Here is a 13,759-nt window from a genome sequence, read left to right as displayed (position 1 = left end):
ACCTGATTGACACTGGGACAATTATATCATGGGCTTTACTAAGCCTATTGAACAAATATTTATTGAGTTTTCAAGGTACATTTATGTATCTAAAAGATATTATACGAGGAGAGAATATTATGAATTTAAAGGGACGGAATTTTCTTACACTGAAAGATTTTACACCAGAGGAGATCACATATCTTATTGATCTTGCGGCAGAGCTGAAAGCAAAGAAAAAGGCCGGAGAACTTCATGAGTATTATAAAGGCAAAAACATTGCTCTTATTTTTGAAAAAACCAGTACAAGAACACGTTGTGCTTTTGAAGTAGCTGCACATGACCTTGGTATGGGAAGTACTTATCTGGACCCGACAGGTTCCCAGATCGGTAAGAAAGAGAGTATTGCAGATACTGCAAGAGTTCTCGGAAGAATGTATGAAGGTATTGAATACAGAGGATTTGGACAGGAAATCGTAGAAGAACTTGCAAAACATGCAGGTGTTCCGGTATGGAACGGACTGACAAACGAATATCATCCGACACAGATGCTGGCTGATATGCTTACAATTCGTGAACATTTCGGACATCTTAAAGGAATCAAACTGGTATATATGGGAGATGCCCGCTATAATATGGGAAATTCCCTGATGATCGCCTGCTCCAAACTGGGTATGCATTTCGTAGCCTGCACAACAGAAAAATATTTCCCGAATCAGGAACTTGTTGATCTGTGCAAAACATATGCAGAAGCTTCCGGTGGATCTGTTACTCTTACAGAAGATGTTCAGACAGGCACAAAAGATGCTGATGTTATCTATACAGATGTATGGGTATCCATGGGTGAGCCTGATGAAGTATGGGAGGAACGTATCAGAGAACTGACACCATACAAAGTAACAGCAGATGTTATGAAAAATGCCGGTGAAAAAGCTATCTTCCTTCATTGTCTGCCAGCTTTCCATGATCTTAAGACAAAAATCGGCAAGGAAATGGGTGAACGTTTCAATCTGACAGATATGGAAGTGACTGATGAAGTATTTGAGTCTTCACAGTCTCATGTATTTGACGAAGCAGAAAACCGTATGCATACAATTAAGGCAGTAATTGTGGCAACACTTGGAGAGCCGGAGAACAAATGATAAACGGATATAATCAGGAAACAATTTCAAAGGCAATAAATACAAAATGGGCGGGCAAAACCGTCCATTTTGCAAAAGAAACAGATTCCACAAATGAGTGGATCAAAAGGCTGGCCAGAGAACAGGCTTCAGAGGGAACACTGGCAGTTGCAGAATTTCAGTCGGCCGGAAAAGGAAGACTTGGAAGAAAATGGGAAGCCCCGGAAGGCAGTTCTGTTATGATGTCTATTCTTCTGCGACCAGTATTTGAACCACAGTATGCAGCAATGCTGACTCTTGTTATGGGACTTAGTGTGGCACAGGCGGTACAGGAGCTGGATATCAGTGTATCTATTAAATGGCCAAATGATGTAGTGGTATCACGCAAAAAAATCTGCGGTATTCTTACAGAAATGGGACTTGAAAACGGAAAGATCAGAGAAGTAGTTATTGGTGACGGAATCAATGTAAATCTGGAAAACATTCCTGAAGAGCTTCAGGATAAAGCAACATCCCTGTATCTTGAAACAGGCAGAAAATATGACAGGAACAGGATTATCGGCCTTGTCATGGAAAAATTTGAAAATAATTATGAGAAATTTGTGCAGACCTGTGATCTGTCACTGATGATTGATGAATACAATGCAATGCTTGCGAACAGAAATCAGCCGGTGCGAATTCTTGATAAAAAAAATCCCTGGGAAGGTATGGCACTTGGAATTAATGAACAGGGTGAGCTGCTGGTGCGGGATGATACCGGTGAGATACGCACAGTACGGGCCGGAGAAGTGTCCGTCAGAGGACTGTATAGTTATGTGTGATAGAGACATCTGAGATAATAAATTTAAGGAGTTTTTTATGTATCAGGAAAATGTTGTACTCTGCGGAGCAAGCTCCTATGAGCAGAAATATTATTTTAATCCGGATTTTAATTCTCTTCCGGAATCAATTAAACAGGAATTACAGATTATGTGTGTCCTTTATACAGAGGATATTGGAGGAATCCTTACACTTGAATTTGATGAAAAAGGAAATCTGCAGTTTAAGACAGAGGCGCTGGACGCAGATGCCATGTATGATGAAATCGGAAGTGTTCTGAAAATCAAAAGTCTTCAGTCTGAGAAGAGAGAACTTCTGGAATCACTGGAAATGTATTACCGTGTTTTCTTCCTTGGAGAAAATCTGGAAGAAGATGTGCAAAATGTGGATAACGGAGACTGATTCATGGAGATGCGGTGGAAAATTGGCTCTGTAGAAATAGAGAATCCTTTTGTACTGGCACCAATGGCCGGTGTGACAGACCTTCCTTTCCGGGGACTTTGTAAGGAACAGGGAGCAGGGCTTGTGTGTACCGAAATGGTCAGTGCCAAGGCAATCTCGTTTCATAACAAGAATACAAAATCTCTGATGGAGATCACACCACAGGAACATCCAGTATCCCTGCAGCTTTTTGGCAGTGAACCGGAGCTGATGGCCGAGGTTGCAAGAAGTATCGAAGAACAGACATTTGATATTCTTGATATAAATATGGGGTGTCCGGTTCCAAAGGTAGTTAATAATGGTGAAGGTTCAGCTTTGCTGAAAAATCCGGAACTGATCCACAGAATCGTGAGTGAAATCTCTCATGCAATAAAGAAGCCTGTGACAGTTAAAATCCGGATCGGATTTGAAGGTTATGATGTTGATCCTGTGGAGATTGCGAAGATTATTGAAGATGCAGGTGGTGCGGCGGTAGCTGTTCATGGAAGAACAAGACAGCAGTATTATGCAGGAGAGGCAGACTGGGAAACAATAGGCAGAATAAAAGATGCAGTCAGGATTCCTGTGATAGGAAATGGAGATGTGGATTCACCACTGAAAGCGGAAAAAATGATGAAAGACACAGGCTGCGATGCGGTGATGATCGGCAGGGCAGTAAGAGGAAATCCTTGGATTTTCAGGGAAATGAATCATTATTTCACAACGGGTGAATTGCTGGAAAAACCATCTGCAGCAGAAATCAGAGAAATGATCCTTCGTCATGCCAGATGGCAGATTGAGCTGAAGGGAGAGTTTACCGGAATTCGTGAAATGCGTAAGCATGTTGCATGGTATACATCAGGAATGCGGCATAGCGCAGGATTGCGGAGAGAATCCAATACAATTGAAAATTATGAAAGCCTGGAAAGACTACTGTCCAAACTTGAATAAGTAAGGACAGTAGCCTTCTCAGGCTTTTTTTCATGCTTTTGCAGATTTTCTTTGTTTATATACTACATAAATAAGAATAAATATGAACTGAAGGAAAAGAAGACTGCAGGAATACAGATAGTTTATGCAGGCTCCCATGACACCCCATTTCTGTACCATAAGCCTTGAAGGGAGTATGGTCAGAACAGCAGAAATAGTATAAACAATAATAATGCAGTTACCTTTACGGATTGCAATGAGAATATTATAAGTCATATAAACAGCAGCGCCGATAGTGCCACCTATAAGAAGAACAATAAAATGCAGTTTATAAGGTGAAAGATCTACGCCGTAAATAAGTTCCAGAAGTCTTCTTCCGAGAAGATGACCTGCTATAACGATAAAAGCACCGCATCCAATGATAATTCCAATGATACGTACTACATACAGGACAAATTTTTTTATGTTATTCAGCCACCAGAGCTCTGCAATTGTGGTAATGGTTGGTTTGAAAACAAACTCGCACATCAGCGTAATCACAAAAGAGGGCATGAACAGGACACTGTAATAGGTCTGATATTCATTGGACATCACGCTTGCCATAGCGTATTTAGGAATGTTGTACAGCAGCAGGGACAGGAATGTTCCCACAAACAGAGGAGTACAGATTCGCAAAAGCCGCCATACATTTGAAAAAAGAAACTTTCTGGCATTTGCAGGGAGCTCTCCGGGATAGTTACGTGTAAATACGCTGTTTATCACAAGACATAATATAAGGGATGTAATGGCTGTGGAAACACAGGTAAAAGCCAGATTTTTCATTAACATAAGGGAAATGGTAAAATAAACAGCAGAATAAATATTTCTGGCAGCAAGCATTTTGCCCATGATTTCTACATGATAAGTCTGCTGAAAGTTTCCATGGTAGACGTCTTCTACGGCATCGACCATTTTCATTATGATTACGAAAATGCTTATGATTATGTATTCTCCGGAAAAACTCCATGTACTGTAAAAAATACCAAAAAGGAGCATCAGACCACAGGTAATAATACGTGAAACCTGATACTCTGAAAACAGATATTTATGTTCCAGATCTGTAGCCTGATAAGTACGCATGCCATATCTTCCTATTGTAAGAAGAAGCTGTGCAGTAGCGTAACTGAGGGAAAAGAATCCGGCCGGTTCTACTCCGCAGATTCGTGTTACTACCATAAGGTAAAGAAATGAGGATACAGAGTAGCAGGTACTGCCAATCATATTCCATAGAAAGGCCTTTTTAATGTTTTTTTCTTTGTTCATGTTATTATCCTTTTTTGCCGGGAAGTACGTTATAAAGTTTTCCTGCCAGATTATAAAGGCCGGTTTTGCGTAAAACTGGTGAAAGGAGGCGAATTACTCTGGTCATAGGAGAACCTTTCATATATTTTCGAAGAACAGCCTCTTTGTCGGAGGATTCAGTATAATCAGACCAGAATGCCTGATATTTTTTCGGCTGTCTTGAAGAATACTCAAGATGAGGCTGCCATCCCTGCTTTTTGGAAAGTGGACAGATGTCTGCACGGTCTTTCAGCTGGTTAAAAAGTTCCCGGCCTTTCGTTGTATTGATAAGGACCTCGCTGACACCCTGCTCTGTATCAAAAGAAAGTTCAGCTGTTTCGCCTGTCCAGAAATCGCCAAGTGTAATATCGGAAGGCCGACGGTAACTGGTGTAATGGCAGTGAAAACAGGAAGGGCGTGCTGTATATAAACTCGCAAAAATACGGTTAAAAGAGAAATCTTTGATTATGGAGTCAATGTTTCCATTTTTCAGAGAAATGTCCAGTTGCTTTTCTTTCCAGGAAACTTTTTTGCTGCGCATATTGACAGAAATGATTTCATCATCTGGTGCAATATATTTAGTTTTCAGGATATTCAGGTAATCTTCCCAGACTTTGTGGCTTGGAACACCATGACAGATATTGTCACAAGTATAAAGTTTGTCTGTGCAAACATGCCTGAATTTCAGATAACGAGATATACCGGAAATCTGACAGGGGGTACCAGTCAGAAGAACAACCAGTCCGTTATCCAGATCATCTTTAATATGAAGATATACCTCGGAAATATCACTTTCAACATATTTGGAAGTACGGAACTTCAGGACTTCAGAGACTGTTTTTCCACGCAGATGTTTTACGCGGAAAGCATCATCAAAAGCAACTCCGTAGATTACACCACCCTGAGAAAGCGTCCATTGAGCGAGAAGTGAAAACATACCGCCGGAAGAACTCTGTTTTACATCAGCAGAATTCTGGTTTCGCAGGGCATAAATTTCCGGATCGGCGGTTTGATTTGTAAGGTCAATATTCATGGGACAGACTTTACGGCAACGATCGCAGTGAACACAAAGATCATTATTGATGTGAGGATAAAAGAAGCCGCAGCGATCTTCTTTCATGGTGATCGCGGAAACACTGCATATATTGCTGCAGGCAGAACAGCCGCAGCAGTCTTTTTTTGTTTTGGTATTTAAAAACATAAATCTCTCTTTTCTGATAAAAAATTCTTTTACAGGCTGTCAATCATTTCTTTTAGTTTCTGAAGGGAAGACTGGCGGAATCTGTCAATCTGTTCATTGGCATAAGTGAAATCCAGTTCTTCAGTGAGCTGTTCTTCGGAAACGTGATTCATCGTACGGTCTGTCATGTTGACAAGATTAAGAAGCTCTTCCACGCGGCGGTTTTTGTGATGTCCATCGGATTTCGCAAAAAATTTGCGGTTGAAAAGAAGGGCGTAAACAATACCGTGGAAAGAATCTGAAATAACATATTCGGCATTTTTGAAAAGTCCCATCCATTCTGATGGACCGGCAGTAATATTGCAACGACATTTCAGAAGGCCGACAAGAGGAAACGGAACATAAACAATTTGAAGCCCGGTTTTGTTTTTCAGTCGGCGTGCAAAATCAACGATTTCAGTATTAATCCCCAACTGATAAACAAGAATATATTTTCCTCTGATATGTGGCTCTTTCAGGAGTTCCGACCATTCTTCTGCTGTGAGAAGAAGTGTGGGGTCACACACAATATCAGGCTTTTCCCCGGTGAGTTCTTTGACAATGTCTGCGCCGTAGCTTTCTCTTACAAGGATTTTATCAAAACCAGAAAGAAGTTTTTGGTAATCACCACGGTATTGTTCCGGAGGAATATGTTCACCGATACTGGCTGCATAACTGCATTTTTTCTTTCCTTTTGCAGGAAAATTAAGAAAATAAGTCTGGTCAAAATTGGTAAGTTTGTAATCCCAGATCTGGTCACTTCCAGCCAGATATATGTCATATTTACCGGCAACTGCCTGCATATTGTTTCTGGTTACTGGTTCACTGTATTTCATGTGTTTACGAAATTTGTTGCATTTACGGCGGCGGGGAATATAACAGATATGTCCGATAGCACCGTAAATATAGTTAAAAAGGCCTTTTTCTTTAAGATTGACCAACCGGAATGGATTATTGATATATTCACAGTTGTAGTCAATGATTTCCGGCCAGGTTCCAAGTTCACGGAGTTTTTTCTGGAGAGCGAAGCTCTGGAGGATGGCTCCGTAGTTATCATAGTTATGAAAGGTGATCACACCTACACGTTTTTTTTCCATAATCAGTTACCTTTCTGTGAAAAAAATATTCCATACAATAGTGGCAGACAATACATGATCGGATAAGTGTATCTTGCCTGATACAGAACCATAGGTCCGACAAAAACGATTGCCAGGGTCAGAAGAAGCGGTACACAAAGAAAGAGAATACGGCCTCTTTTTTCAATAAGAGCATATAAAGAAATAGCAAGGAGAAGCAGATCTGTAAATCCCTGGTTGACGAACAGGCCAAGTACAGGAAAAAACCCAAAGGAATGATAAATCTGTTTCAGGATAGAAATTATTCCACCCAGTTTTGAATGAGAAGGATTAAATTCAGACATATCATATTTTCCGGCTCGCATAGTAACCCCATAAGGATAATAATAAGTCTGGTTTATTGTTTCCGGACTGAAAAGAAAATACGTCTGGTTCAGTGTTGCATTGATACAGGTTTCCGGATATTTTGCGAAAAGATGGAGCCAGGCCTTGAGAAAATCTCTGATATCATCAGAAGAAGCATCAAGGTTAAATTCCTGTTTGACTGTATCAAAGGAAAGCGGATCGTATGCTTCTTTATATTCATCCAGATTCCAGGTAAGAACTTTCTGAATGGAATTCAGAGTGTTCTGGTCGATTTCATCACCATGTTCCAGGAGACAACGGGCAGTCTGTTGGACTGGCATGGACAACATGGCGCGGGTGCCGTATTCCTGGGCATTGTATTGTTCATGCAGATGATTCACAAGCGAATTACAGCCGATGGCCGGAAAGATGAGCACAGCCAGAAAAACAATGGAATATATGAAATTCTGTTTTTCTTTCAAAATAAAGTAAAGTTCCATGATAACTGCTGTTACAGTAATAGCAGCAATAATATAGATTCCATTCTGACGGAGAAAAAGTCCGAATACAGCGATTCCTGTCAGAAGATAGTGTATCCAGGATCTGCGGTAAACTTCGTGCATAAACAGGTAATACACAAGTTCTGTTATGAGCAGAAGGAAAAAGGAACTGTAGGGTCCGTCGATAACAGAAGATGTAGCAGTTGCAATAAAAATTGGCGCAATTGCGAAAAATACAAGCGTGATGCCGTAAATCCATCGGTTTATCTGAAACTTCTTCATGGAATGCAGTGTATAGGCAAGTACCAGAAGCATGAGAATAGTCTGAAGCAGAACCAGGATATAATGTCCGAACGCCGGATGCCCAATGGAACGTCCAAAATCAATAAGTTTACCTGCAAAAACAGTGTAAAGGATGGGATGCTGGGTAGTAGCCGCATCAACGCCAAGATACTGGCGTAGGCTGACCTTGGTGTCTACAGTGAGTGCGCCGGGGTAACGTACGAGGATCTGTGGAAGCCATATGATAAACATAAGCAGCAGGGATTTCAGAAAGCAGTGCTCTCCATACATGTAATCCAGGAGTCTGTTCAGGGTAACAGGAATTTTAAAGGAAAATGTTATTGTTCGCAGTGAACCAACTATCTGAATAATACCAAAAAACAGAAAAATTCCTCCGATGAAAGCAATTCCAATTCTGGACAGTGCAAGTGGGTGTGCTGAAACATAAGAATCCATGGAAATTCCGCTCTGAAAAAATTTGGCCATAATTGAAATTATGGAAAATACCATTGAAATGATCAGCGATAAAAAATAAAATCCCCTGGTGCGGGACTGGAAAATCAGGGGAGAGATTTTAAAACATATGAATAAAATACCAATGAATAAAAAAGTGTTGGCAGGAACGTTGGTAGAAAAACGGAAAAGATAAATCCGGTCTTCCTGAATGCTAAATGAGAAAAAGATAAATATCATTAATGAGTATAAAAAAATCCAGAAAGCATTAACTTTATTTTTCATAAAAAGCTCCATTTCATTTGATTAATCATATGGTTAGTATACCACATTAAGGCTGAAAGAGAAGAAAAACCTGATAAATATGTTTCCTTTTTTAACAGGTCATGATATTATTATTTTTACAAGATTCAAGGCCTGGCGGCAATACCGGCAGTCTAACACAGGAGAAAATATAAATGGATAAAATAGCAGTGCTGGTTCCCTGTTATAATGAAAGTAAATCAATAGCGAAGGTTATCCGGGACATCAGGACAGTACTTCCGGAAGCAAAAATATATGTATATGACAACAATTCCACAGACGGAACAGATGAAATTGCCAGAAAAGAAGGCGCAGTTGTACGTTATGAACGTCAGCAGGGAAAGGGAAATGTGATCAGAAGTATGTTTCGTGATATAGATGCGGAATGTTACCTGATGGTAGACGGAGACGATACTTATCCGGCAGAGTTTGCACCGGAAATGTGCAGGAAAGTATTGGAAGAAGGCGTGGATATGGTTGTTGGAGACAGGCTTTCTTCTACATATTTTACAGAGAACAAGCGACCTTTTCATAATTTTGGAAATACAATAGTCAGGGCATTTATAAACCGACTTTTCCGCAGTAATATCAAGGATATCATGACCGGATACCGTGCAATGAGTTATCAGTTTGTGAAAACCTTCCCTGTTCTTTCCGGAAATTTCGAAATAGAGACAGAAATGACAATACATGCAATTGACAAGAAGATGCATGTGGATAATGTTGTCGTGGATTATCGAGACAGACAGGAAGGCAGTGTATCCAAGCTTAATACATATTCAGATGGAGCAAAAGTACTCAGGACTATTTTCCGCATGTACAAAGATTACAAGCCGCTTCAGTTCTTTTCTGCAATAGCAGCAGTACTGTTTGCACTGGGTGTGATCTTTTTTATCCCTGTACTGACAAAATATATACGTACAGGAACAGTAACCAAAATGCCAAGCCTGATCGTGTGTTGTTTTGTAATACTGACAGCAATTATCTGTTGCTTTTCGGGAATTATTTTGTCTACTCTTGTACAGCAGCACAGACAGAATTTTGAATATCAGCTGAATAATGTGTCAGATCAGTTCAAGAGACTTTTAAAAGAGAAAAATGCAGAAAAAAATGGCGAAAAAGGTCGAAAAGAATAATAACAGCAAGGAGCCCGGATGCTTGACAATCCAGGCTCTTTTCGGTATAATACAGAAATTGTGAATATCCTAGAATAAGTCTGCCCTCAGGGCGATAAAATAGTTCCGGGAACGAATGTCCAGGTTGCTGTGCAGGGTATGAACAGCAACGCTATGTGAAGATAGAAAGGGAGTAAGGATCATGGAAGAAAAGAAAAACTTACTAACTTATGCAGGACTTAAAAAATTAGAGGAAGAGCTGCATGATTTAAAGGTAGTAAAAAGAAAAGAAGTAGCAGGTAAGATCAAAGAAGCGAGAGAACAGGGTGACCTGTCCGAGAACGCAGAATATGATGCAGCCAAAGATGAGCAGAGAGATATTGAAGCACGTATCGAAGAGATTGAGAAAATCCTCAAAAATGCAGAAGTTGTTGTAGAAGATGAGGTTGATCTCGACCGTATCAGCGTTGGCTGTAAAGTAAAAGTATATGATTATGAATTTGAAGAAGAAATGGAACTGAAGATTGTAGGTTCTACAGAAGCAAACAGCCTGGAAGGAAAAATTTCCAATGAATCACCAGTAGGAAAAGCTCTTATCGGTGCTCATACAGGTGATGAAGTCGAAGTGGAAATGCCTTCAGGAATCATGAAGTACAAAGTCCTTGAAATTCAGAGAAACGTGTAAATAATATAATATTTAAAGAACAGAAGGAGGCCAACAGAGTGGCAGAGAAGAAGCAGGATACCAATCAGCTGCTGAAGGTTCGCCGTGAGAAACTTGCAGATCTGCAGGCAAACGGCAGAGACCCGTTTCAGATCACAAAATTTAACCAGACACATCATTCACTTGAGGTAAAAGAACTCTATGAAGCACATGAAGCAGAGCTCTTGAAAGACCGCAAGGCTCCAAGTGTGGAAGGTCTTGACGAAGCAAAGGCAAGAGAAGTCCAGAAGAAGGACTATGAAGAGAGAAGAAGCATTATGGATGCAAGCCCGATCCATGTGGCAATTGCAGGCCGTATGATGTTTAAACGTGTCATGGGTAAAGCTTCTTTCTGTAATATTCAGGATCTTCAGGGAAATATCCAGGTATATGTTGCAAGAGATGCTATCGGAGAAGAATCCTATGCAGATTTCAAGAAATCTGATATCGGTGATATTTTTGGACTGGAAGGTTTTGCATTCAGAACAAGAACAGGAGAAATTTCTATTCACGCAGAAAAAATGACCCTGTTATCCAAGAGTTTACAGATTCTTCCGGAGAAATTTCACGGACTGACAGATACAGATACCCGTTATCGTCAGAGATATGTAGACCTGATCATGAATCAGGACAGCAAGAATGTATTTATCAAACGTTCCCAGATTCTCAAAGAGATCCGAAACTTCCTTGCAGGTCGTGACTTCATGGAAGTAGAGACTCCAATGCTTGTTTCCAATGCCGGTGGTGCAGCCGCAAGACCGTTTGAGACACATTACAATGCATTAAATGAAGATGTAAAACTTCGTATTTCTCTGGAACTTTATCTGAAGAGACTGATCGTTGGCGGTCTCGAGAGAGTTTATGAAATTGGCCGTGTATTCCGTAATGAAGGTGTTGATACCCGTCATAATCCGGAATTCACTCTGATGGAGCTTTATCAGGCATACACAGATTATGAAGGAATGATGGAACTGACAGAATCCATGTTCCGTTATCTGGCAGAAAAGGTTTGTGGTTCTACAAAGATTTCCTATAATGGAGTGGAGATCGACCTTGGTAAGCCGTTTGCCAGAATGACCATGAACGAAGCAATCAAGAAATATGCAGGAATCGACTTTGATGAAGTAGCAGATGATGAGGCAGCTAAGAAACTTGCTGCAGAGCATCATATTGAATATGAAGAACGTCATAAGAAAGGTGATATCATCAACCTCTTCTTCGAAGAGTACTGTGAGAAGGAACTGATCCAGCCGACATTTATCATGGATCATCCGATCGAGATATCTCCGCTGACAAAGAAGAAACCGTCTGATCCGTCAAAGGTAGAGCGTTTTGAACTCTTCTGTAACACATGGGAAATGTGTAACGCGTATTCTGAGCTGAATGACCCGATAGATCAGAGAGAGCGTTTCAAAGCACAGGATGCTCTTGCTGATGCTGGTGATGAAGAAGCCAACCATACAGATGAAGACTTCCTGAACGCACTTGAGATCGGTATGCCGCCTACAGGTGGTATCGGATACGGAATCGACCGTCTGGTTATGCTTCTTACAGACAGCCAGGCAATCCGTGATGTACTGCTGTTCCCGACAATGAAGTCACAGGGTGCTGCTAAGAACGAAGCAAACAATGCTGCACAGGAAACAAAGCCAGTTGAGAAGATTGATTTTTCCAAAGTAAAAGTTGAGCCATTATTCGAAGAAATGGTTGATTTCGATACTTTCAGCAAGTCAGATTTCAGAGCTGTAAAGGTAAAAGCATGTGAAGCAGTTAAGAAATCCAAGAAGCTGTTACAGTTCACTCTGGACGATGGAACAGGCATAGATCGTACCATTTTAAGCGGTATTCACGCTTATTATGAGCCAGAAGAACTGGTTGGAAAAACACTGATCGCTATCACTAACCTGCCGCCAAGAGCTATGATGGGAATTGATTCTTGTGGAATGTTACTTAGTGCAATCCATGAGGAAGAGGGCGAAGAAAAACTTCATCTTCTGATGGTTGATGACCATATTCCAGCAGGTGCAAAGCTGTACTAAAATTAAATATAAAATGTCTAAAACCATGATGTCAGACCGCATTTGACAACAATTTGACAACAAAATTTGGGAGAATGATGAATCGTTATGAAGCATGACGAATTTCAGGTGAAAGGGCACAGGTTTGGGCAATGAAGTAAGAGCACTTTTTAGAGTTAATCTAAGAGGTGCTTTTTTTCGTCCTTGGAAAGTCAGATCCCAGCGGTCAGCTTCTGTAAAACAGTAAATCTAATTTTGGAGGAAAACATCATGGGTAAAAGTTATAAACCAATTACAAGTATGAAAGAAGTACCAGAGCAGCTTAGAAAATTACGCCGACAGTATCTGCGGTATCAGCAGGCAGAGATTATTTACAGCATTTCTCATAAGAAGCTATTTGAACTTGCCAGTGATGCAGGTGCGCTTTACAGAATTGATGGAACCGTATTGATCAACCGGGATATTTTTGATGCCTACCTGGAACGATTCCATGAACCAGCGACAGGAAAAGGTAAGGAGGAAATGGAAGATGAGCGGTAATGTATGGATGTTTTCAAATGAGATTGATGACGAAGATCTGGAATTTATGAGCCATGACTATGTGACCTACAATATGGCATGTGAATATTACAAGCTGGGAATCAAACCAGTAGTCCGTATGGCACATGAAGCTGGGGCAGTATATAAAATCGGGAAGAAAGTGCTGATTCGGAGAAGTATATTTGAAGCATATCTGCGAGAGCAGAGAAAGATTTGATGGAGGAGAAGGACATGAGCGATCAGAAAAATATACTACATGATGATAGTAATGGATTAGATTATGTGGTGGTAGGAGATTATTATCTGCCAATGATGGACTTGCCAGAGGAAACCAGACCGATTGGTTACTGGGGAATGCTTCGGAAAGAATATATGAAAAACTATAAATCAGGCATGTATTCTTATCTTCTGTTGACTGGAAAATTGGACAGCTACCTGGCAGATCTGAATGAACAGGCACAGGAACGGTATGAAGTGATTGAGGCACAAATGCGAAGTGCAGAGGGAGTTACCGAGGAATTGAAAGTACAGAATCCTATGGAGTGGGTGCGACAGTGTAATAACATCAGGAATCGTGTGCAGGAAATTGTGTTGAGTGAATTGGTATATGTATAGG

At 40.6% G+C, this 13,759-nt stretch carries 14 protein-coding genes; 10 read left to right on the top strand and 4 right to left on the bottom strand.

Going from position 1 to position 13,759, the window contains the following annotated elements:
• The first annotated feature begins 119 nt into the window (after window positions 1-119).
• The 4 genes from argF to dusB are packed head-to-tail and all read left to right on the top strand — an operon-like array spanning window position 120 to window position 3,290.
• A complete protein-coding gene (argF, locus tag ACTNB8_RS09490) occupies window positions 120-1,121 on the top strand; it encodes an ornithine carbamoyltransferase (RefSeq protein WP_441054137.1) in 1,002 nt (333 codons plus the stop codon).
• The gene (locus ACTNB8_RS09485; protein ID WP_441054135.1) at window positions 1,118-1,921 is read left to right on the top strand and encodes a biotin--[acetyl-CoA-carboxylase] ligase; all 804 of its coding nucleotides are present in this window, start codon (window positions 1,118-1,120) and stop codon (window positions 1,919-1,921) included. The genes argF and ACTNB8_RS09485 overlap by 4 nt, the downstream gene beginning before the upstream one ends.
• 37 nt (window positions 1,922-1,958) lie before the next feature.
• Window positions 1,959-2,321, top strand: a complete 363-nt coding sequence (locus ACTNB8_RS09480) for a DUF6145 family protein (RefSeq protein ID WP_441054133.1) — start codon at window positions 1,959-1,961, stop codon at window positions 2,319-2,321.
• Between the two features lie 9 nt (window positions 2,322-2,330).
• Window positions 2,331-3,290 (top strand): tRNA dihydrouridine synthase DusB, encoded by a 960-nt coding sequence (dusB, locus tag ACTNB8_RS09475; protein WP_441054143.1) that lies wholly within the window; start codon window positions 2,331-2,333, stop codon window positions 3,288-3,290.
• 30 nt (window positions 3,291-3,320) lie between these two features.
• On the opposite strand, the gene ACTNB8_RS09470 is transcribed toward dusB, so the two are convergent.
• From ACTNB8_RS09470 to ACTNB8_RS09455, 4 genes are read right to left on the bottom strand one after another with little or no spacing between them, the layout of a single operon-like run.
• A complete protein-coding gene (locus ACTNB8_RS09470) occupies window positions 3,321-4,571 on the bottom strand; it encodes a lipopolysaccharide biosynthesis protein (RefSeq protein WP_441054131.1) in 1,251 nt (416 codons plus the stop codon).
• Between the two features lie 4 nt (window positions 4,572-4,575).
• Window positions 4,576-5,790 (bottom strand): Coenzyme F420 hydrogenase/dehydrogenase, beta subunit C-terminal domain, encoded by a 1,215-nt coding sequence (locus ACTNB8_RS09465; protein ID WP_441054129.1) that lies wholly within the window; start codon window positions 5,788-5,790, stop codon window positions 4,576-4,578.
• A gap of 29 nt (window positions 5,791-5,819) precedes the next feature.
• A complete protein-coding gene (locus ACTNB8_RS09460) occupies window positions 5,820-6,905 on the bottom strand; it encodes a polysaccharide pyruvyl transferase family protein (RefSeq protein WP_441054127.1) in 1,086 nt (361 codons plus the stop codon).
• A 2-nt stretch (window positions 6,906-6,907) separates the two neighbouring features.
• Window positions 6,908-8,467 carry a DUF6020 family protein gene (locus tag ACTNB8_RS09455; protein ID WP_441054125.1) on the bottom strand — a complete coding sequence of 520 codons (1,560 nt, stop codon included), beginning with the start codon at window positions 8,465-8,467 and terminating at the stop codon, window positions 6,908-6,910.
• Between the two features lie 455 nt (window positions 8,468-8,922).
• On the opposite strand from ACTNB8_RS09455, the gene ACTNB8_RS09450 reads away from it, so the two are divergent.
• The 6 genes from ACTNB8_RS09450 to ACTNB8_RS09425 all read left to right on the top strand — a co-directional run bounded on the left by ACTNB8_RS09450 (window position 8,923) and on the right by ACTNB8_RS09425 (window position 13,758).
• Entirely contained in the window at window positions 8,923-9,903 is a 981-nt protein-coding gene (locus ACTNB8_RS09450; protein ID WP_441054123.1) for a glycosyltransferase family 2 protein, read from the top strand.
• Between the two features lie 181 nt (window positions 9,904-10,084).
• Window positions 10,085-10,567, top strand: coding sequence for a transcription elongation factor GreA (gene greA, locus ACTNB8_RS09445; protein WP_296158288.1), 483 nt, complete (start codon window positions 10,085-10,087; stop codon window positions 10,565-10,567).
• Between the two features lie 38 nt (window positions 10,568-10,605).
• Window positions 10,606-12,624: a lysine--tRNA ligase gene (gene lysS, locus ACTNB8_RS09440; RefSeq protein WP_441054121.1), complete on the top strand. Its 2,019-nt coding sequence runs from the start codon at window positions 10,606-10,608 to the stop codon at window positions 12,622-12,624.
• 249 nt (window positions 12,625-12,873) lie between these two features.
• Window positions 12,874-13,143: a DUF6462 family protein gene (locus tag ACTNB8_RS09435; RefSeq protein ID WP_441054119.1), complete on the top strand. Its 270-nt coding sequence runs from the start codon at window positions 12,874-12,876 to the stop codon at window positions 13,141-13,143.
• Window positions 13,133-13,360: an excisionase gene (locus ACTNB8_RS09430; protein ID WP_118049521.1), complete on the top strand. Its 228-nt coding sequence runs from the start codon at window positions 13,133-13,135 to the stop codon at window positions 13,358-13,360. Before ACTNB8_RS09435 ends, ACTNB8_RS09430 begins: the two co-directional genes overlap by 11 nt.
• 14 nt (window positions 13,361-13,374) lie before the next feature.
• On the top strand, window positions 13,375-13,758 hold the full coding sequence (locus ACTNB8_RS09425) for a TnpV protein (protein WP_278826225.1): 384 nt from the start codon (window positions 13,375-13,377) through the stop codon (window positions 13,756-13,758).
• Window position 13,759 lies beyond the last annotated feature (1 nt).

The sequence above is a fragment of the Blautia sp. HCP28S3_G10 genome (assembly GCF_052065235.1).
Classification (GTDB): Bacteria; Bacillota; Clostridia; order Lachnospirales; family Lachnospiraceae; genus Blautia_A.
Note: the sequence above shows the minus strand (reverse complement) of the source record. Positions and strands in the feature narration are given on the sequence as shown.

What these genes read in the sequence shown, in the direction of transcription:
- ACTNB8_RS09460 (WP_441054127.1), bottom strand. Translation starts at nt 6,905, where the DNA reads ATGGAAAAAAAACGTGTAGGTGTGATCACCTTTCATAACTATGATAAC.
- ACTNB8_RS09425 (WP_278826225.1), top strand. Translation starts at nt 13,375, where the DNA reads ATGAGCGATCAGAAAAATATACTACATGATGATAGTAATGGATTAGAT.
- ACTNB8_RS09465 (WP_441054129.1), bottom strand. Translation starts at nt 5,790, where the DNA reads ATGTTTTTAAATACCAAAACAAAAAAAGACTGCTGCGGCTGTTCTGCC.
- ACTNB8_RS09435 (WP_441054119.1), top strand. Translation starts at nt 12,874, where the DNA reads ATGGGTAAAAGTTATAAACCAATTACAAGTATGAAAGAAGTACCAGAG.
- ACTNB8_RS09480 (WP_441054133.1), top strand. Translation starts at nt 1,959, where the DNA reads ATGTATCAGGAAAATGTTGTACTCTGCGGAGCAAGCTCCTATGAGCAG.
- argF (WP_441054137.1), top strand. Translation starts at nt 120, where the DNA reads ATGAATTTAAAGGGACGGAATTTTCTTACACTGAAAGATTTTACACCA.
- ACTNB8_RS09470 (WP_441054131.1), bottom strand. Translation starts at nt 4,571, where the DNA reads ATGAACAAAGAAAAAAACATTAAAAAGGCCTTTCTATGGAATATGATT.
- ACTNB8_RS09455 (WP_441054125.1), bottom strand. Translation starts at nt 8,467, where the DNA reads ATGGATTCTTATGTTTCAGCACACCCACTTGCACTGTCCAGAATTGGA.
- greA (WP_296158288.1), top strand. Translation starts at nt 10,085, where the DNA reads ATGGAAGAAAAGAAAAACTTACTAACTTATGCAGGACTTAAAAAATTA.
- ACTNB8_RS09485 (WP_441054135.1), top strand. Translation starts at nt 1,118, where the DNA reads ATGATAAACGGATATAATCAGGAAACAATTTCAAAGGCAATAAATACA.
- ACTNB8_RS09430 (WP_118049521.1), top strand. Translation starts at nt 13,133, where the DNA reads ATGAGCGGTAATGTATGGATGTTTTCAAATGAGATTGATGACGAAGAT.
- ACTNB8_RS09450 (WP_441054123.1), top strand. Translation starts at nt 8,923, where the DNA reads ATGGATAAAATAGCAGTGCTGGTTCCCTGTTATAATGAAAGTAAATCA.
- dusB (WP_441054143.1), top strand. Translation starts at nt 2,331, where the DNA reads ATGCGGTGGAAAATTGGCTCTGTAGAAATAGAGAATCCTTTTGTACTG.